The sequence below is a fragment of the Photobacterium ganghwense genome (assembly GCF_003025595.1).
In the GTDB taxonomy this organism is placed as follows: domain Bacteria; phylum Pseudomonadota; class Gammaproteobacteria; order Enterobacterales; family Vibrionaceae; genus Photobacterium; species Photobacterium ganghwense.
On sequence record NZ_PYMI01000006.1, the window covers coordinates 223420 to 242162 of the forward strand.

Consider the following 18743-nt stretch of genomic DNA (forward strand, 5'->3'; position numbering starts at 1 on the left):
ATTGTGGTTGATAACCAAACGTTTTCTTTAATGGCCGCATACTTTACCGTCTATTTACGGCAAGCACGCCACCCCAGTAACCAAAACGTGACGCCCATTACAGCACTGACCGCCGGATAGGTTTCAACATGATTACTAAAAAGTATGGCAGAACATACAACCAGAGTTGCACCAATGCCAAAATGGAACCTTGCCTGGCTCTGATAGCGTCGACTTTCCATGAAGTGATCATAGAGTTTATCGATTCGCTGGTTCAAAGCATTGCCCTGGCGCAAACTGTCGTAAAGTAATTCCGGCAATTCGGGTAACTTTTCCGCCCAGAACGGCGCCCGGTTTTTGACCCCTTCGATCACGGCCTGCGGCCCGACCTGACGCGACATCCAGTCTTCCAGGAACGGCTTGGCGGTATCCCACAAATCAAGCTGCGGATACAGCTGACGCCCCAACCCTTCCACGTACAGCAGGGTTTTCTGCAGCAACACCAACTGCGGCTGCACTTCCATATTGAAGCGGCGCGCGGTGTTGAACAGGTTCAACAGTACGTGACCGAACGAAATTTCCGCCAGCGGTTTTTCAAAAATCGGTTCACACACCGTGCGAATTGCAAATTCGAACTCATCGACATTGGTATCTTGCGGTACCCAGCCGGAATCCACATGCAGCTCCGCCACCTTGCGGTAATCCCGGTTGAAAAACGCCAGCAGGTTTTCTGCCAGGTAGCGTTTGTCATCCCGGTTCAGGGTGCCGACAATGCCACAATCGAGGGCAATCCACTGCGGATTGTCCGGATTTTCCCGCGAGACAAAAATATTACCCGGGTGCATATCGGCATGGAAGAAGCTGTCTCGGAACACCTGAGTGAAGAAAATCGTCACCGCGTTTTCCGACAGCACTTTCATGTCGGTGCCGTTGGCAATCAGGGCACTGACATCCGACACCTGAATCCCGTAAATCCGCTCCATGACCAGCAGATTTTCGCGGCTCAGATCGGTAAAGACTTCCGGCACGTACAGCATATCGCTGTCTTCAAAGTTGCGTCGCAGCTGGATCCCGTTCGCGGCTTCGCGCATCAGGTTCAGCTCATCGAGCAAGGTTTTCTCGTACTCGCGGACCACTTCGACCGGCCGCAGGCGGCGCGCCTCCGGCAGGATGCGAGACAGAATCCGGGCCATCCGGTACATCAGCTTAATATCCGCCTGAATCACCGGCAGGATGTCCGGTCGGATCACCTTCAGTACCACTTCCCGGCCATTTTCCTTCAACCGCGCCGTATGGACCTGGGCGATAGAGGCCGAGGCCAGCGGGGTTTCATCGAAATCAAAGAACCAGTTTTCGAGCGGCCCGCCAAGAGCGGCTTCCATCTGTTGCTTGGCCAGCCTGCCGTCAAACGGCGCCACCTGATCCTGCAGCAACGCCAGTTGGTCGGCGATATGCGGCGGGAACAGATCACGTCGGGTCGACATCATCTGACCAAACTTAATCCAGACAGGCCCCAGTGACTGCAGCGCAAGGCGCAGTCGCTCACCCAGCGGTTTCTCCGGGTGCTGGTTTTTAATCCAGAACAAGGATTGGCGCGCAGCTTTGGGCAGCTTGAGACGGGGATCGTCCGGCAGCAGTTCATCGAGGCCGTAGCGCAGCTGTACGGAGGTGATCTGATAAAGCCGTTTCAGTTCAGAAAATCCCATCATGCCGGCTGACGCTCCAACAGACGATTCAGGCGCGCCTCGCAGCGGGCCACATCGGTTTTCAGATCATCAACCTGATCAGCAAAATGGGCAATTTCCAAAGCCTGGGGAGCCAGTCGCCATTCTTCCGTGATCACTTCGGCGAGATCGCGCTGGCGACGCGCCAGTCCATGCCGGACCAGATTAGCGCTACGTTTCATACCGCTCACCAAAGTGTGGGCCACTATATCACCGGTATATTGCGATAATATTTCTTCAATATCCGGTTTTAACCCGCTGAGTAATGTAGAGAATTGCTGAGCCAGCTGAATGTCGCCATCCAGTGCCAGCTTGTCGGCTTTGATCAGCTGTGTCAGGTTTGCCTGCTGACGCAGCTCCGGCAGCACCGACAGATTGAAGGCCAGCTGACAATCAACATCGCCTTCGAACACCGCCAGCACATCAATTTGCTGGCTGAAGATAAAATACAGCTGCTTGCCGAATTCGTTGACGGTCACACCGATCACTTTGCCGCGCAAGCGGGTCAGGCGACGCTGATTTTCGTCATTATCTTTGAGCAGGGCATTGAGCGAGGTTTCAATCGCTCCGGTGACCAACGCATCTAACGGCATGGGAACCTCAGAATTTGTAACCACGGTGCAGGGCAACAATGCCCCCTGTCAGGTTGTGGTAAGTCGCTTGTTCAAAGCCGGCGGCTTCCATCATCCCTTTCAGGGTGTCCTGATCCGGGTGCATACGGATAGATTCCGCCAGGTAACGGTAGCTCTCGGCATCGTTGGCAATCATCTCACCCATTTTCGGCAGCAGGTGGAACGAGTACGCATCATAAATTTTCGACAGCGGCTCAAACACCGGCTTGGAAAATTCCAGCACCAGCAGGCGACCGCCCGGCTTCAGCACGCGGAACATCGAACGCAGCGCCTTGTCCTTGTCCGTGACGTTACGCAGACAGAAGCTGATAGTGATACAGTCGAAGAAATCATCCGGGAACGGCAGTTCCTCGGCGTTAGCCTGCACATAACCGACGTTGCCCACCACGCCCATATCGCGCAGCTTACTGCGGCCGACTTTCAGCATCGAGTTGTTGATGTCTGCCAGGATCACCTGGCCGTCTTCGCCCACAATGCGGGAGAACTTCGCCGTCAGGTCCCCGGTACCACCGCCCAGATCCAGCACTTTGTGACCACGGCGTACACCACTGCAATCGATCGTGAATCGCTTCCAGACGCGGTGGATGCCCATCGACATCAGGTCATTCATAATGTCGTACTTCGCCGCGACTGAGTGGAATACCTCAGCCACCAGCTCTGCTTTATCTTCCTTGGCTACAGTCCGGTAGCCAAAATGGGTCGTTTCTTGTGTGGTGTCCGTCATGCTAAATCCGTCATGGTTACTTGTATGAAACGCAAAAGCCTGTTGATCTCACGGCCGCTTCGGCAGCAGGCGTTCTCAGAAAAACAGGCCCTAGTGTACTTGATGGTGGAGGTTTGCTCAAAGCACTAGACTCATTCATTTGCGGTCAGACGGGAGCGCGGCGGCACGGCGACCCCATCCAATGTAGGTTCGTCATCAGCCGCACCAAGCTGGGAACGCTCAACCAGTAGCGGTGAGATATCCCGTTTAACTTCCACCCCAAGCTGGCGAAATCCTTCCGCCTGGCGAATCACGTTACCCCGCCCGGTCACCAGCTTGCTCATCGCCCCCTGATAACTCTGGCTGGCTTTTTCCAGCGACGCGCCGACCGCTTCCATGTCATTCACAAACAGGCGCAGCTTGTCATACAGCTTGCTGGCACGCTCGGCGATCTGCTTGGCATTCTGGTTCTGACGCTCGTTGCGCCACAGGTTGTTGATTGTCCGCAGCGCCACCAGCAAGGTGGTCGGGCTGACCAGCATAATGTTCTGCTCCATGGCGTCCCGAATCAGGCTCGGATCCGCGGCCACCGCGGCCTGGAACGCCGGCTCCACCGGGACAAACATCAGCACGTAATCCAGGGTTTTCACCCCGTGCAGCTGATGGTAATCCTTGCGGCTCAGGCCGCGGATATGACTGCGTACCGAAGCCACATGCTCGCTGAGCGCCAGTTCCTGTTCGGCCACCGTGTCAGCGTGATAGTAGCGTTCATAAGCCACCAGCGACATCTTGGCATCAATGACCACGTCTTTATCCTGCGGCAGGTGCACCACCACATCCGGCTGAAAGCGCTTACCGGATTCACTTTCCAGGCTCACCTGTGTCTGGTACTCGTGACCCTCACGCAGGCCGGACTCGGTCAGTACCCGTGCCAGTACCACCTCACCCCAGTTGCCCTGGGCCTTGTTATCGCCCTTCAGGGCCTGGGTCAGGTTCACCGCTTCCCGCGCCATCTGCTCGTTCAGCTGCTTGAGGTTGTTGATTTCATGCACCAGGGTATGGCGCTCCCGCGCTTCCTGACTGAAGTTGTCGTTGACCTGCTTGCGAAACCCTTCCAGCTGCTCGCGCAACGGACTCAGCAGGCTTTCCATGCTGAGCCGGTTCTGCTCGTCCACGCGCTGGGTTTTCTGCTCGAACACCCGGTTGGCCAGACTTTCGAACTGAATCCGCAGCCGCTCTTCGGCATTTTCCAGCAGGGCAATTTTTTCCGCCGCGGCCTTATGCTCTTCCATATGGCGCGCTTCCTGCTCGCGCAGATCGGCTTCCAGCCCGGCGTTGGCCATCCGGGCATTGTCCAGCTGCTCCGCCAGATACTGTTTTTCGTTCTTGAGGGCTTCAAAGTAGCGCATTTTTTCCAGCGCCGCCGCCAGCCGGCCGTGCATCTGGCGCAGCTCGTTCGTCAGGCGATCCCGTTCGAGATCCATCTCGTCCAGATCCCGGGTTTGTTCTGCTACCTGGCCGCTGAGCTGCTGCTCCCGGTGCTGGGCCAGCCGCAGTTCTGATTCGGCCTGCTGACGCAGGAGCTGCAGCTCCTGCTGCCAGCGATTGCGGACGACCCAGGCAGAGATCGCCCCGGCCAGCACCGAGCCGGACACACCTGCCACCATGGCCAGTCCATAGCCGGACAACCACTCGTTTATCATGTTGCTTGTTCCTGATGGTTGAAGGGGCTCTGGCCCCTGAAATCACTGCCACAAGGCTAAGATGACACTGGATAAATGTCCAGCAAAACCCCGCTAAGCCGGTATTCAGGCAGAAAAACCAGACCTTCCTCCCTTCCGGTCATCGACCCGCCCGCGGCAATGAAATAGACTGAGGACTTCCGCTGCCCCTGCAACGGGCGCAGCCATGGCTGGCTATTTGGAATACGGATACACAATGAACGAACGTTACGCACTCGGGTACGGTCTGACGGCCGTGCTGCTCTGGTCGACCGTCGCGACGGCCTTCAAAATCACCCTGCAATCTTTCACTCCGCTGCAAATGCTGGCCGCCGCGAGCACGGTCTCGGTCCTGGCTCTGACGGCAATTGCGGCGTATCAGAACAAGTTGCATCTGGTGGGGCGCACCTTACGCTCCCGCCCGCTGTATTACCTTGCGCTGGGGCTCATCAACCCCCTCGCCTATTACCTGATTCTGTTTCAGGCCTACGACCTGTTGCCAGCCTCGCTGGCCCAGCCCCTGAACTACAGCTGGGCCATTACCCTGACGTTGATGGCGGCCGTATTCCTCGGCCACAAGATCCGCAAGCAGGATTGGGTAGCCTGTCTGCTCGGCTATGCCGGGGTCGTCGTGATTGCCACCAAAGGGGATGTGCTGGCGCTGGAGTTTGACAATCCGACCGGCGTTGCGCTGGCGCTGGTCTCGACCCTGCTGTGGGCCATGTACTGGATCCTCAACACGAAAAATCAGGCCGATCCGGTGATCAGTGTACTGCTGGGCTTTCTGATCTCCCTGCCGTTTTCCGTCGGTGCCAGCCTGTACCTGCAGGGTTGGCCTTCCGCCCCCTGGCAAGGCTGGGCCGCCGTCAGTTATGTCGGGCTGTTTGAAATGGGGATCACCTTTGTCCTGTGGATCAATGCCCTGAAGATGACCCGCAACACCGCACGGATCAGTAACCTGATTTTCATCGCGCCATTTATTTCCCTGATGCTGCTGGCTACGATCATCGGCGAAGAGATCCATTCCTCGACCTTGCTGGGTCTGGTCATGATTATCATCGGCCTGCTCTGTCAGCAATGGAAAGGCAAAACACAGAAAGCCGAGCAACCCGCCAGTTAACCGCCCGACTCTTTTTCTCGGTATCCCTGCGCCGGCATCACATCACCCTCTCACTGGCCAAGCCACAACGGCACGGGCGGTAGTACGGTAACCGCGGCAAAAAAAAAGCCTGCCACACAGTGGCAGGCAACAGAGGTAAGGGTTGTCGAGACCCGAGCGCCTTAAAAGGGATGGCGTCTAATTATTGTGCGAGAGTACGTGTTCACGCTTGGTATCATCATTCAGCTGCGGCGTAAGACCAGCTTACGCGGCAGCAGGAGCATGCCAGCGTTTACCCAGTCGTGACCACAAAATCAGCAGTCCCGGTACCAGCAGGAACATCTGCAGCACCATCAAATCCGGTGGTGACAAATCCAGACGCTGGGTCAGGCTGACCATGGCCCCGGCGCCGCTCATCTGAAACAGTCCCAGTAATGCCGCCGCCGTCCCGGCGCGGTCGCCGAACGGAGCCAGTGCTTTACCGGCCGCCGAGCCCAGCACAAAGGCAAAGCCGAACGAAGACATGAAAATCGGCACCATAAACGCCCAGGCTTCACGGATATGGCTTAGCATCAGCATCGCCATCCCGGCAATCACCAGCATTGCCAGCCCGGTGCTCAGGGTCCGGCGCGAACCGAAGCGGTCGATATATTTCGGTGCCACCATACAAGCGAGAATATTCAGCGCCGCATTCACCCCGAACCACAGGGTAAACTGCCCCATATCTTCACCCAGCTCAGTCATCAGCCAGACCGGTGCCGAGGTGACGTAGGCCAGAATCACGGCCATCGCCAGCATGCACATGGTACTGTGGTACAGGAAGGTCGGCTCACGCAGCACCGACTGGTAGCGCGACCAGCTCAGCATCGCCCCTGAGACATCGGTATTGGCCGGACGGGTTTCGCGGAACAACGTCAGTACCAGCGCCCCGGCCACCACGGCAAAACCAGCCATGAAACTGAAGTTGGAGCGCCAGCCGAACTGGTGCGTCAGCCAGGTACCCAGCAGCGGTGCCAGTGCCGGAATAAAACAGATCGCGCCGTTGAGGTAGCTGATCATCCGGCCACTTTTCTCCGGCCCGAAACTGTCACGCACAGCAGCAAACGCCGCCACCGACGTTGCACAGGCACCAAAGCCTTGTAGCAGACGTGCCACCAGCAGCAGATCCAGTGTCTGCGCCACATACGCCAGCCCGGCACTCATGCCGTAAATGGCGATCCCGCCCAGCGCGATCGGACGGCGCCCGATGCGGTCTGCCAGCGGGCCGGCCAACAGCTGGCCCAGGCCAAGGCTGAACATAAACCAGGTCACAGTATCCTGCACCCGTGCCGAATCAACGGCAAAGTTATCGGCCATCACAGGCAGAGCCGGTAAGTAAATATCAATGGCTAACGGGCTAAACAATACCAGGATCACCATCAGGGCGACCAAGCGGGTATCGGCAGAAGTATTCGTATTCATGTAGCTATCCTATTGGGTGATGGCGGAAGTCTACGTGGTTCGAGATATGAATTGAAATGGTATATATTCAACACCTAATTTCCCTTATGGAATATCACTTGTTCACGCGGAGGTGAATGTGTCTTTTGAAAAACTCGCCCGGATGGATCTGAATCTGCTGGTGTGCCTGCATGTCCTGCTCGAAGAAGGCAGTGTCACCTATGCCGCCAAACGCTTGTGCCTGAGCCAGTCAGCGGTCAGCAAAAGCCTGAACCGGCTGCGTGAACAGTTTGATGACCCACTGTTCACCCGTTCAGCCCACGGCCTGGTGCCAACCCCGCGCGCTCGTGCCCTGCAGCCGATGCTGGAGCACCTGCTGCACGAAATCGATCAGCTAACCGCACCGCCGACCTTTACCCCGCAGACCAGTGACCGCCACTTCACCATGGCACTGGTGGAAAGTGCCTACCCGCTGTTTTTGCCCCAGTTCCTCGGTGACATTTTCTCGGAAGGCCCGAACCTGACGATCGATACCCAGGCCTGGGAGCCCAACACGTTCGACAAGCTCCAGGCCGGTGAAATTGATTTCGGCATCACCGGGAAAGATCTCAATCCCTCCGACGCCATGCTCACTTTGATGCCGCCCAAAGGGATAGTGTTTCAGGAGCTGTGCCGCGACCGCCAATGCTGCATCGTCCGCAAAGGCCATCCGGCACTGACCCAAACCTGGGACGAAGCCACCTACCTGACCCAGCGCCATATTCAGGTACGCTGCATCGGTAACGACCGCTGGCTGCTGGATTACAAGCTGGCCGAGCGCGGTATTGCCCGCGACATCGCCATGTATGTACCGGACTTCAACAGCGCAGCGTGCCTGTGCAGCCAGACCGACTTTGTCTTTACCGCGCCCAGCCATTTCGCCCACTACATTGCCTCCCAGCTCGACCTGGTGGTGATCCCGCTGCCGACAGAGCTTCCTCCTATGGCCTACACCCTGTTCTGGCATCAACATCAGGAGAAAGACCACGGCCACAGCTGGTTACGCCAGATTATTATCAGCCGTTGTCGTGATTTGCCTGTCGGCTAATTGCAGCCATATCGCAAACGCGTTAACGTATTGTGATCACAGCCTGCACAGTTAACGCTGCCGTGGCATTTTCAGCCGCGTTAGCTATTCAGGCTGGCCTCATGCCGTCACAGGGACGGTGACCCTTAGAAAGGAAATACACACATGCAAGCAGCTATTTCGCAACGTGTCGCGCAGATCCGCCAATGGCTGATCGACAACCAGCTCGACGCGATTCTTATTCCCCACGAAGACGAATACCTGGGCGAATACATTCCGGCACACAATGAACGCCTGCTGTGGGCAACCGGCTTCACAGGCTCTGCCGGTATGGCCGTGATCAGCCGCGACAAGGCCGCCATGTTTGTGGATGGCCGCTACGTCGTTCAGGTGCGCAAGCAGGTGCCGGGCGAGGTTTACGAGTACCGCCACCTGATTGACGAGCCACCGGTTCAGTGGGCGCTGGATAATCTGGCGACCGGCAGCAAAATAGCGATCGACCCGCGCCTGCACAGCAGTGCCTGGCTGAGCCGCACCCGCGAGCAGGTGCAGGGCGAGCTGGAACTGACCGTGATTGCAGAAAACCCGATCGATGTATTGTGGCATGACCGTCCGGCACCGACCCTGTCCAATGCCAAACTGATGAGTCTGGATTTTGTCGGGGTCAGCAGCGCCGACAAACGCGCTCAAATCGCCGCCGCGCTGACCAAGCAGAAAGCCGATGCTGTGCTACTGACCCAGCTTGACAGTATTGCGTGGCTGCTGAACATCCGCGGCAGCGATATCCCAAGCCTGCCGGTACTGTTGTCCACCGCGATCCTGCATGCCGATCAGAGTGTCGACTTCTTCATTGACCCGGCCCGCCTGCCGGAAGACTTCAGTGCCCATGTCGGCACCGGTGTCCGCGTACAGGATCCGGCGCATCTGGAAGCCAGCCTGACCCAGCTTGGCGGTAAAACCGTCCTGGTGGATCCGGCCACCAGCAATGCCTGGGCCAGCCAAACCCTACAGAGTGCCGGAGCCACGCTGATCGCGGCGGCCGACCCGTGCCTGCTGCCAAAAGCGGCGAAAAACCCGACCGAAATCGCCGGTATGAAAGCCTGCCATATCCGTGATGGTGTTGCGGTCTCGAAATTCCTGGCCTGGGTTGACCGTCAGGTTGCTCAGGGTAACCCGCTGGACGAAGGCACCCTGGCCGACCAGCTGTGGACGTTCCGCTGTGAAGACAGCAGCTGTACCGATGTCAGCTTCGATACCATTTCGGCAGCTGGCGGCAATGCCGCGATGTGCCACTACAACCACACCAATCAGCCAGCGCCAAGCGTGCTGGAGATGGACAATGTTTACCTGGTGGATTCAGGCGGCCAGTACCCGGACGGCACCACCGACATCACCCGAACAATTGCGGTTGGTGAGCCGGATGCCGAAGTGAAGCGCACCTTCACGCTGGTCCTGAAAGGTCACATTGCCCTTGCCTCTGCCCGCTTCCCGAAAGGCACCACCGGCTCGCAGCTGGACGCACTGGCTCGCCAGCACCTGTGGGCGCACGGCTTTGACTTCGACCACGGAACCGGCCACGGCGTCGGCCACTTCCTGAGTGTCCACGAAGGGCCACAGCGGATTGCCAAGGCCTACAACCCAACCGCTCTGCTGCCGGGTATGGTGCTGTCAAATGAGCCGGGCTACTACCGCGCTGACGCCTTCGGGATCCGAATTGAGAACCTGGAACTGGTGGTTGAAGTGGAAACCGCTGGTGACATGACCATGCTGGGTTTCGAGTCGCTGACCCGTGCCCCGATTGACCGCCGTCTGGTTGACTTGTCCCTACTGACAGACACCGAGCTGGCATGGCTGAACCGCTACCATCAAACGGTGTTTGCCGTGATCAGCCCGTCTCTGCAAGGTGACGATCTGGCCTGGCTGCAGCAGGCCACGGCACCGCTGAGCCGTTAAGCTCACGAAGCAAGCGCGGCGTCAAAGCAATAGCGCCGTCGCCCGGAAAGCAAAACGCCTGCATGATGCAGGCGTTTTTGTCTTTGGCGCTCACCGACACGTCAGCCAGAATAGGCCGGGTGCCAGTCTTTCCACACCACCTCAAAACCATGGTGTTTCACCGCACTGGCGACCTCTGCCACCGCCCGCTCATCGCTGATCGCAAACTGCTCCAGCTCCGGTTCATCATCGGCATAACCGCCCGGCTGGGTTTTTGACCCGGCAGACATGCTGGTGATCCCCAGCGGCAGCACGTTATCCCGAAACAGCGGCGACTCGCGCGTTGACAGCGACAGTTCCACCTCAGGGTTAAACAGGCGGTAAGCACAAATCAGCTGAACCAGCTGGCGATCCGACATCACCGATTTCGGTTGCAGCCCGCCGGTACACGGCCGCAGCCGCGGGAACGAAATTGAATAGCGGGTCTGCCAGTAGGTCTGCTCCAGGTAATCCAGATGACTGGCCACAAAAAAGCAGTCCGTCCGCCACTCTTCCAGCCCGATCAAAGCGCCGATGCCAATCTTGTCGATACCGGCACGGGCCAGCCGGTCCGGTGTTTCCAGCCGGTAGCGAAAATCCATCTTGTTACCGCGCAGATGGTGCTGGGCATAGGTCGGTGCGCTGTAGGTTTCCTGATACACCATGACCGCATCCAGACCGAGCGTTTTCAGTTCAGCATAGTCCGCCTGATCCAGCGGCTGCACTTCCATCGACAGATAACTGAAATGGGACTTGATGCGCGGCAGCGCCTCACGGAAATAGTCCATCCCGACCTTACGTTCATGCTCGCCGGTCACCAGCAGGATATTGTCGAAGTTCAAGGCTTTGATTGCCTCACACTCGCGCTCTATCTCAGCCAGATTCAGGGTACGTCGCTTGATCCGGTTATCCATCGAAAACCCGCAATACGTGCAGGAATTGGCGCACAGATTCGACAAATACAACGGGACATAAAACGAGATGGTACGCCCGAACCGCTTGCGGGTCAGCGCTGCCGATTGCTGCGCCATCTGCTCCAGATACGGCTCTGCCGCCGGGGAGATCAGGGCTTTGAAATCTTCCAGATCCCGCTTTGGCTTACGCAGTGCCCGCTCCACATCCGTTGCAGTTTTGCTGTAAATCGACAGCCGGACATCATCCCAGTCCAGCTGCTGCCATACATCCACATAGCTCATGGCGCCCCCTTAGGCTGTCGGATCGAAGGCCGTCGTCAGTACCGGCTGGTCGAGAAACGCGGTCAGCGGACTGGAGGCGATGGCATGGTTTACTGTCCCGGCCAGACCGGCTTCGTACGCCATCCGGCCACTCTCCACCGCCAGCCGGAACGCACGCCCCATCGCAATGGGATCGGCCGCCGCCGCAATCGCGGTATTCACCAGCACGGCATCAGCCCCCATTTCCATCGCTTCAGCAGCATGCGAGGGTGCCCCAATCCCGGCATCCACCACCACCGGCACCCGGGCCTGATCGATGATAATTTCCAGAAAATCCCGTGACGCTAATCCCTTGTTGGAACCGATCGGCGCGCCCAGCGGCATCACGGCGGCACAACCGACTTCTTCCAGCCGCTTACACAGCACCGGATCTGCATGGCAGTACGGCAACACGATAAAGCCTTCGCGCACCAGTATTTCCGCTGCCGCCAGGGTTTCAATCGGGTCCGGCATCAAGTATTTCGGATCCGGGTGGATTTCCAATTTCAGCCAGTTAGTGCCTAACGCCTCACGCGCCAGCTTGGCCGCAAAGACCGCTTCTTTGGCATTCTTGGCTCCGGAGGTATTTGGTAGCAGGCTAAGCCCGGCCGCCTGAATCGGCGCCAGGATATCATCGTCGCGGTTATCAATATCGACCCGTTTCAGCGCCATGGTCACCAGCTCGGAACCCGAAGCAATCAGGGATTCGGCCATCACGGTCCGGTTAGCGTACTTACCGGTACCGGTAAACAACCGGGATGAAAAGGTTTTATCGGCAATCTTAAGCATTCAGCCTCCTGCTATCGCTTGAAACAGGGCAATACGATCCCCTGCACTAAGTACCGTGGCATCCCAGGCACTGCGGGCCACGATCTCATCGTTCAGTGCCACCGCGGTGGCGTCCAGCGGCATTGCCAGCTGGGTAAGCAGCGCTGATAAGGTGGTGTCATCTGCCGGGATCTCGACCGGCTTATCATTGACCCGGATTTGAATCGCGGTTGTCGTTGTCATTCGTTGTTCTCTCCTGTGCCGCAAACCGGGCACCTGTGATCATGCGCTAAGCGAAAGGATTGCCACGTCATGTTCAGGCCATCGAACTGCTTGAGGGTCGCAAACCCCATGTCACCGGCACCGGCTAGCAACTTGATTGTCTCCAGCGCCTGTAAGGTGCCGATCGTGCCAACCACCGGCCCGGCAATACCGCTATTGCTGCAGTTCTGCGGCTGATCCGTAGCACCGGGACGGCGGGGAAACAGGCAGTGATAGCACGGCCCCTGACCGGCGCGAAAATCAAACGCCATCAGTTGCCCCTGCCAGCGGATGGCCGCTCCGGCAATCAGGGGCTTGCGAGCCTCCAGGCATGCCTGATTAACCGCGTGGCGGGTCTCCAGGTTGTCAGAGCAATCCAGCACCACATCGGCCAGGGCGACTTCCATCGCGAGCCGCTGACCGGCCAGTCTGGCCTTAACCGGACGTACCCGAATGTGAGGATTCAGCGCCCGCAATTGATCGGCGGCCTGTTCGGCTTTCGCCAGCCCGGCATCGCTGTCACGGTAAATCACCTGACGCTGAAGGTTCGAGCTTTCCACCTCGTCATCATCGGCAATCACCAGATGACCAATGCCCGCACCGGCCAGATACAAAGCCGCCGCCGAGCCCAGTCCACCGGCCCCAACCAGCAGTACCTGCGCCTGACTGAGCTTCGCCTGCCCGGCCTCACCGATTTCCGGCAGCATGATCTGACGGTTGTAACGCAAGAATTCCTGATCGCTTAGCATAGTCAGTCCTGTTGTGAGGGCCGCGGCGTGAGGATCTGGTTGAACGCCGCCACCGCCTGCGCCGGATCCGCCGCCTGCGTCACGGCGCGCACGACCGCGACACTGGTGATCCCGGTACGCCAGACGCGTTCCGCCCGTTCCAGATCAATGCCGCCAATAGCCACCGTCGGGAACGCTTCACCAATCAGTTTCTGATACAGCGCCAGACGACTCAGCCCTTGGGGCTTTGATGGCATCTCTTTGGTGGTGGTCGGGAAGATATGCCCCAGGGCGATATAGCTGGGCGCAAACTCTGCCGCCCGCAAAATTTCGTAATAACCGTGGGTCGACAGGCCCAGCCGTAATCCGGCCTGCTGGATAGCAGCCAAATCCGCGGTTTCCAAATCTTCCTGGCCGAGGTGTACCCCGTACGCCCGATGCGCAATCGCCAGTTGCCAGTAGTCGTTAATAAACACCTGAGCCTGATGCTGCTCACCGGCCTGAATCACGCGGTCAACCTGCTCAGCCAGATCTGGGGCTGTCGGGTCTTTGATCCGTAGCTGGGTTAGCTTGACGTCCAGTGCCAGCAGTGTTTCTACCCACTGGGCCGTATCCACGACCGGATACAACGCCATCTGTTCGCGGTTCATAGGTGCAAACGGTGCCACCGCGACTTCTGTACTTGTCCAGCCCAGCGCTTGTACTTCCGGGTGGTTCGCCGTCAGCGGACGCGGAAACAACGCTCTGGCCACCGGCCAGCTGACCTTACCATAGCCGTTGGCATGGGTTTCGAGATACCCCCGGGCATGTGCCCGCGCCAGTGTCACGGCATCTTCCAGCGGATAATCCAGTGCCAGCGCAGTCAGCAGCATTGCTCGTTGCGGCTCACTGGCCCCGGCATGGTGGCAGTAAACCGCACGGGCCTCGCCGTTGTGATGCCACATATCGACACAACCGCTGTCCGTCGGCAAACCACACACCACCAGGTTAGGAGTGGCAGCCACTTTCCGCTGCATGTCAGCCACGGCAGGATATGGCGCGATCCATTGATCGCGCACGTCATATCCCATTGCGACAGGTTCGGCGGGGTTAAACGCCACCGCGAACGTACACCCGCCGACCTCCATGTCTACCACTGCCGACTCACTCCAGCCCACACTGACGGGCTCCCCTAACTGATACTTGTCGGCCGCCGCCAGCAGCGGCTCAAGATGCATCAACAAGGGGGTCAGGTGATCGGGTAAACACAATGCGTTCATTAGCTTTCCTCTTCAAGGGGATGGTAGAGCTCGCTTCCCCGGGCACGGAACTCCTGCGCTTTCTGCTGCATCCCTTCCAACGGATCATCCAGCAGTTTGATCGTCAACGCGGCCTCCTGCTCGAGACCGCTGGCATACTCACGGACTTCCTGAGAGATCTTCATGGAGCAGAATTTCGGCCCGCACATTGAGCAGAAGTGAGCAATTTTGCCGGACTCCTGAGGGAGGGTTTCATCGTGGTAGGCGCGCGCCGTTTCCGGGTCTAAAGCCAGATTAAACTGATCTTCCCAGCGGAACTCAAAACGGGCTTTCGACAATGCGTTGTCCCGCACCTGAGCGCCAGGGTGACCTTTGGCTAAGTCTGCCGCATGGGCGCACAGCTTGTACGTGATCAGACCCACCTTTACGTCTTCCTTGTTCGGCAGCCCCAGGTGCTCTTTCGGCGTCACATAACACAGCATGGCACAGCCGTACCAGCCAATCATCGCCGCGCCGATCCCGGAAGTAATGTGGTCGTAGCCCGGCGCAATATCGGTGGTCAGCGGGCCAAGGGTATAGAAAGGCGCTTCGTGGCAGTGCTTGAGCTGCTCTTCCATGTTTTCTTTGATCATGTGCATCGGCACATGCCCCGGCCCTTCAATCATCACCTGTACATCGTATTCCCAGGCAATCTTGGTCAGCTCGCCCAGCGTACGCAGTTCGCTGAACTGGGCCTCATCGTTGGCATCCGCTACCGAGCCCGGACGCAGGCCATCTCCCAGTGACAGAGCGATATCGTACTGGGCACAGATTTCACAAATTTCGCGGAAGTGTTCATACAGGAAGCTTTCTTTGTGGTGTGCCAGACACCACTTGGCCATGATGGAGCCACCACGGGAAACGATGCCGGTCACACGTTTGGCGGTCATCGGGACATAACGCAGCAAGACTCCGGCGTGAATCGTAAAGTAATCGACCCCCTGCTCGGCCTGTTCCAGCAGCGTATCGCGGAACACTTCCCAGTTCAGGTTCTCGGCAATACCGTTCACTTTTTCCAGCGCCTGATACATCGGCACGGTACCGATTGGCACCGGGCTGTTACGGATGATCCACTCACGGGTTTCGTGGATATTACGGCCGGTAGACAGATCCATCACGGTATCGCCGCCCCAGCGGGTCGACCAGACCAGCTTTTCCACTTCCTCTTCAATCGAGGAACTGACCGAGGAGTTACCGATATTGGCATTCACTTTCACCAGGAAATTACGGCCGATGATCATAGGCTCGGATTCCGGGTGGTTGATGTTCGAAGGGATGATCGCACGCCCTTCTGCCACTTCCTGACGAACAAACTCAGGGGTGATATCTTCCGGCAGGTTGGCCCCGAAGTTTTGTCCCGGGTGTTGCTGGGTCAGTACCGCATCGCGATATTCCGCTCGCCCCATGTTTTCCCGGATGGCGATAAATTCCATCTCCGGGGTAATCATTCCCTGACGGGCGTAGTGCAGCTGGGTAACATTCGCGCCGGCTTTGGCACGGCGGATGCGGGCACGCTCACCAAAGCGCAGCTCATCCAGCGTGTCATCCGCCAATCGCTCCTTCGAGTACGCCGAGCTCAGTTCATCCAGCAGTTCAGTATCACCGCGCTCTGCAATCCACTGCTCACGCAGCTTTGGCAGACCGGCATAGATATCAATCGCGTAGTTAGGATCGGTATAGAAACCGGAGGTGTCATAGACCCGGACAGGCTCATTGGGCTCAAAAATCGGGGCGTCTTTGCTACCGCCAACCAGGCTGTCAGCCAGGGTAATTTCCCGCATCGGAACACGAATGTCCTCGCGACTACCAGTGACATAAACCTTTTGGGAATTGGGATAAGCTTGGGTGGTCAGTGAATCGATAAATTGTTTCGCTTCCAGTCTCGCTTGTTTGCGATTCGACATAGCAATTTCCTTGATGTCCGTAAATGGGGAAGTTGCTTATCGGATGGGTGCGTAAACAAGAGGCTACACGTAGGGTGTGCAGCATCATCTGGAACAGCAGCTGCGGATGCAGCAATACAGAAGATTTTCTCTTGTTCCCTTCGCAGGTATTAGCCTGATCAGGTTCTACGGATCCCGCAATGCGGTCTCAGCCTATTGGCACTCCGACAAGTTATCATCGAGTATAAGAGCTAATTGTACAGGCAGCAAGCAGCCTTCCGTCTATTTCACTCAGTCTGTGACAGGTCAGACCGTTGCCTGACAAATCAGAACATCACAGCGCGACTGCTGCGACAGTATCTGGCTGATATTGCCATACCACTGAATACCGGGTTTATGTGCACCAATCAGTACTAAATTGGCACCAATTTGCGTGACCAGCTCTACCAGGTGTTTGGCGACATCACCATCGGCAATATGCAACGCACGCACCTTATACGGCGATGCCTGAGAAAGTGCAGACAACTGCTGAATACGGGTTGCCTGTAAGTCCCTGTGCGCTTCCTCAAGACCCAGCTCAGCATCCAGAAAGCTCACATTCCCCAACCCCGGCTCGACAAACGCCACGTGCAATTCAGCATGGTTCTGCTGCGCAATTACCCCGGCTTTGACCATCAAGGTATGCGCATCACGGTTATCCGGATCTACCGCCAGTAATATTGTCTGATACAGTGCCATCGCTCCCTCCTCCGTTAACCCATTTCGATGTCAGCCCTTTAAGACTCTGAATGCAATCCAAATCACTTCAATCAATGATTGCAGATTTTCCCCGACACAAAGGTGATCCTTGCTGCCCTGTGTTCGTGGTATTAGTATGGCCACTCTTCATCTGCCGTTGTGATATCTATGAGTCAATTACTTTTTTTGGGACTGATCGCCTTAGGCGGCGCATTTGGCGCTTGCTCCCGCTACCTTATCTCTGAGCTGTGTGTGGCCTTATTAGGGCGAGGATTTCCCTATGGCACACTAGCCGTCAACGTAATTGGCTCTCTGATCATGGGAGTGTTGATGTCAGCCATCAATCAAGGCTGGCTAGAAGCGATCCCGGCCCGCCCATTGATTGGTTTAGGCTTTCTGGGCGCCCTGACGACATTTTCCACGTTTTCCATGGATAACGTTGTCTTGTTGCAACAAGGTGAGTTTCTCAAAGTAGGAATTAACATCCTGCTCAATGTGGCTGTCAGCCTAGCCGCCTGCTTTATCGGCTATCAACTCATACTGAAAAGCTGAGTGAATCCGTTACCTTTTCCAGCATCCATCCCAACAACCTCAGTCCCTGACTGAGGTTTGTTTACGCGCCAGACAAGACAAGCTTTACCCCTGACCACAGTTACCCATCCAGTCATCTATCCGCGGCTTCTGTCATACCATTATACCTCGGTGATGCCGTTGAACCTTGGAAACTACAGACGTAAAAAAGCCCCAGTCTCGCGTTCGTGACGCATAGACTGAGGCCTTATAAAGATGGCAGGGGTGGAGAGATTCGAACTCCCAACACGCGGATTTGGAATCCGCTGCTCTGCCAATTGGAGCTACACCCCTAATATTGTTTACGAAATTATTCTATCGACTCAACGCCAGAGGTCAATGCTGATTGTTTCGGTATTGCTCACAGATTTGATGATGAGCACAACTCTCCGCTCGTCTATCTACTCAATTATTCCTTCATCCTACGCACTTTGCACTGTCTCTCATCGCGCTACGCCAAGCCGGCATCATTCCTTGAGACACTCTCTGAGTACAAAGACAAAAACAAAGACAGACTGAAGAGAAGAAGCATAGGAGAATATCTGCTGAATAGTTTTTCAAATTTCAAATGCAAAAAAGCCCCAGCATTTCTGCTGAGGCTTCAAAAGTGGCAGGGGTGGAGAGATTCGAACTCCCAACACGCGGATTTGGAATCCGCTGCTCTGCCAATTGGAGCTACACCCCTGTAGTTATTTTTAAGACTTAACTTTGTCTGAATAAGTGGCGGAGCGGACGGGACTCGAACCCGCGACCCCCGGCGTGACAGGCCGGTATTCTAACCAACTGAACTACCGCTCCACTCAGGATTAACGTTCGTTCATAACGCTAACCTAAATTGGGTGCCTGGCGATGTCCTACTCTCACATGGGGAGGCCCCACACTACCATCGGCGCTGCTGCGTTTCACGTCTGAGTTCGGCATGGGATCAGGTGGGTCCACAGCGCTATGGTCGCCAGGCAAATTCTTTGA

16 protein-coding genes, 3 tRNA genes, 1 rRNA gene and 1 riboswitch are annotated in these 18743 nt (G+C 57.0%); of the genes, 4 read left to right on the forward strand and 16 right to left on the reverse strand.

Annotation, left to right across the window (positions count from 1 at the left end; all coding sequences use genetic code 11):
* Window positions 1–50 precede the first annotated feature (50 nt).
* The 4 genes from ubiB to rmuC all read right to left on the reverse strand — a co-directional run bounded on the left by ubiB (window position 51) and on the right by rmuC (window position 4741).
* Window positions 51–1685 (reverse strand): ubiquinone biosynthesis regulatory protein kinase UbiB, encoded by a 1635-nt coding sequence (ubiB, locus tag C9I92_RS20235; protein WP_047887335.1) that lies wholly within the window; start codon window positions 1683–1685, stop codon window positions 51–53.
* Window positions 1685–2296, reverse strand: coding sequence for a ubiquinone biosynthesis accessory factor UbiJ (locus C9I92_RS20240; RefSeq protein ID WP_047887313.1), 612 nt, complete (start codon window positions 2294–2296; stop codon window positions 1685–1687). The genes ubiB and C9I92_RS20240 overlap by 1 nt, the downstream gene beginning before the upstream one ends.
* 7 nt (window positions 2297–2303) lie before the next feature.
* Window positions 2304–3059, reverse strand: a complete 756-nt coding sequence (gene ubiE / locus C9I92_RS20245) for a bifunctional demethylmenaquinone methyltransferase/2-methoxy-6-polyprenyl-1,4-benzoquinol methylase UbiE (protein WP_047887314.1) — start codon at window positions 3057–3059, stop codon at window positions 2304–2306.
* Window positions 3060–3190: 131 nt separating this feature from the next.
* On the reverse strand, window positions 3191–4741 hold the full coding sequence (rmuC, locus tag C9I92_RS20250; RefSeq protein ID WP_084712687.1) for a DNA recombination protein RmuC: 1551 nt from the start codon (window positions 4739–4741) through the stop codon (window positions 3191–3193).
* Window positions 4742–4976: 235 nt separating this feature from the next.
* On the opposite strand from rmuC, the gene C9I92_RS20255 reads away from it, so the two are divergent.
* Window positions 4977–5879, forward strand: a complete 903-nt coding sequence (locus C9I92_RS20255; protein WP_047887315.1) for a DMT family transporter — start codon at window positions 4977–4979, stop codon at window positions 5877–5879.
* 243 nt (window positions 5880–6122) lie between these two features.
* Here the strand turns inward: C9I92_RS20255 and C9I92_RS20260 are convergent, their stop codons facing one another.
* The gene (locus C9I92_RS20260) at window positions 6123–7319 is read right to left on the reverse strand and encodes a multidrug effflux MFS transporter (protein WP_047887316.1); all 1197 of its coding nucleotides are present in this window, start codon (window positions 7317–7319) and stop codon (window positions 6123–6125) included.
* A 118-nt stretch (window positions 7320–7437) separates the two neighbouring features.
* On the opposite strand from C9I92_RS20260, the gene C9I92_RS20265 reads away from it, so the two are divergent.
* Both C9I92_RS20265 and C9I92_RS20270 read left to right on the forward strand, forming a co-directional pair.
* Entirely contained in the window at window positions 7438–8385 is a 948-nt protein-coding gene (locus C9I92_RS20265) for a LysR substrate-binding domain-containing protein (RefSeq protein WP_047887317.1), read from the forward strand.
* A 144-nt stretch (window positions 8386–8529) separates the two neighbouring features.
* A complete protein-coding gene (locus C9I92_RS20270; protein WP_047887318.1) occupies window positions 8530–10317 on the forward strand; it encodes an aminopeptidase P family protein in 1788 nt (595 codons plus the stop codon).
* 101 nt (window positions 10318–10418) lie between these two features.
* On the opposite strand, the gene thiH is transcribed toward C9I92_RS20270, so the two are convergent.
* The 7 genes from thiH to C9I92_RS20305 form a co-directional block, all read right to left on the reverse strand.
* A complete protein-coding gene (thiH, locus tag C9I92_RS20275; protein ID WP_047887319.1) occupies window positions 10419–11531 on the reverse strand; it encodes a 2-iminoacetate synthase ThiH in 1113 nt (370 codons plus the stop codon).
* A 9-nt stretch (window positions 11532–11540) separates the two neighbouring features.
* Window positions 11541–12338 (reverse strand): thiazole synthase, encoded by a 798-nt coding sequence (locus tag C9I92_RS20280; RefSeq protein WP_047887320.1) that lies wholly within the window; start codon window positions 12336–12338, stop codon window positions 11541–11543.
* The gene (thiS, locus tag C9I92_RS20285; RefSeq protein WP_047887321.1) at window positions 12339–12560 is read right to left on the reverse strand and encodes a sulfur carrier protein ThiS; all 222 of its coding nucleotides are present in this window, start codon (window positions 12558–12560) and stop codon (window positions 12339–12341) included.
* Window positions 12557–13327: a HesA/MoeB/ThiF family protein gene (locus C9I92_RS20290; RefSeq protein ID WP_047887322.1), complete on the reverse strand. Its 771-nt coding sequence runs from the start codon at window positions 13325–13327 to the stop codon at window positions 12557–12559. The genes thiS and C9I92_RS20290 overlap by 4 nt, the downstream gene beginning before the upstream one ends.
* Before the next feature lie 2 nt (window positions 13328–13329).
* The gene (gene thiE / locus C9I92_RS20295; protein WP_047887323.1) at window positions 13330–14565 is read right to left on the reverse strand and encodes a thiamine phosphate synthase; all 1236 of its coding nucleotides are present in this window, start codon (window positions 14563–14565) and stop codon (window positions 13330–13332) included.
* Window positions 14565–16487: a phosphomethylpyrimidine synthase ThiC gene (gene thiC / locus C9I92_RS20300; RefSeq protein WP_047887324.1), complete on the reverse strand. Its 1923-nt coding sequence runs from the start codon at window positions 16485–16487 to the stop codon at window positions 14565–14567. Before thiC ends, thiE begins: the two co-directional genes overlap by 1 nt.
* A gap of 118 nt (window positions 16488–16605) precedes the next feature.
* A riboswitch (TPP riboswitch) is annotated at window positions 16606–16703 on the reverse strand.
* 69 nt (window positions 16704–16772) lie between these two features.
* Window positions 16773–17204 (reverse strand): universal stress protein, encoded by a 432-nt coding sequence (locus C9I92_RS20305; protein ID WP_047887325.1) that lies wholly within the window; start codon window positions 17202–17204, stop codon window positions 16773–16775.
* 168 nt (window positions 17205–17372) lie between these two features.
* On the opposite strand from C9I92_RS20305, the gene crcB reads away from it, so the two are divergent.
* Window positions 17373–17756: a fluoride efflux transporter CrcB gene (crcB, locus tag C9I92_RS20310; protein WP_047887326.1), complete on the forward strand. Its 384-nt coding sequence runs from the start codon at window positions 17373–17375 to the stop codon at window positions 17754–17756.
* Window positions 17757–17991: 235 nt separating this feature from the next.
* Here the strand turns inward: crcB and C9I92_RS20315 are convergent.
* From C9I92_RS20315 to rrf, 4 genes are all read right to left on the reverse strand, one after another.
* Window positions 17992–18068, reverse strand: a tRNA-Trp gene (locus C9I92_RS20315).
* A gap of 314 nt (window positions 18069–18382) precedes the next feature.
* Window positions 18383–18459: transfer RNA gene (locus C9I92_RS20320), tRNA-Trp, on the reverse strand.
* 36 nt (window positions 18460–18495) lie between these two features.
* Window positions 18496–18572, reverse strand: a tRNA-Asp gene (locus C9I92_RS20325).
* A gap of 43 nt (window positions 18573–18615) precedes the next feature.
* Window positions 18616–18731, reverse strand: a 5S ribosomal RNA gene (gene rrf / locus C9I92_RS20330).
* Window positions 18732–18743: the final 12 nt, after the last annotated feature.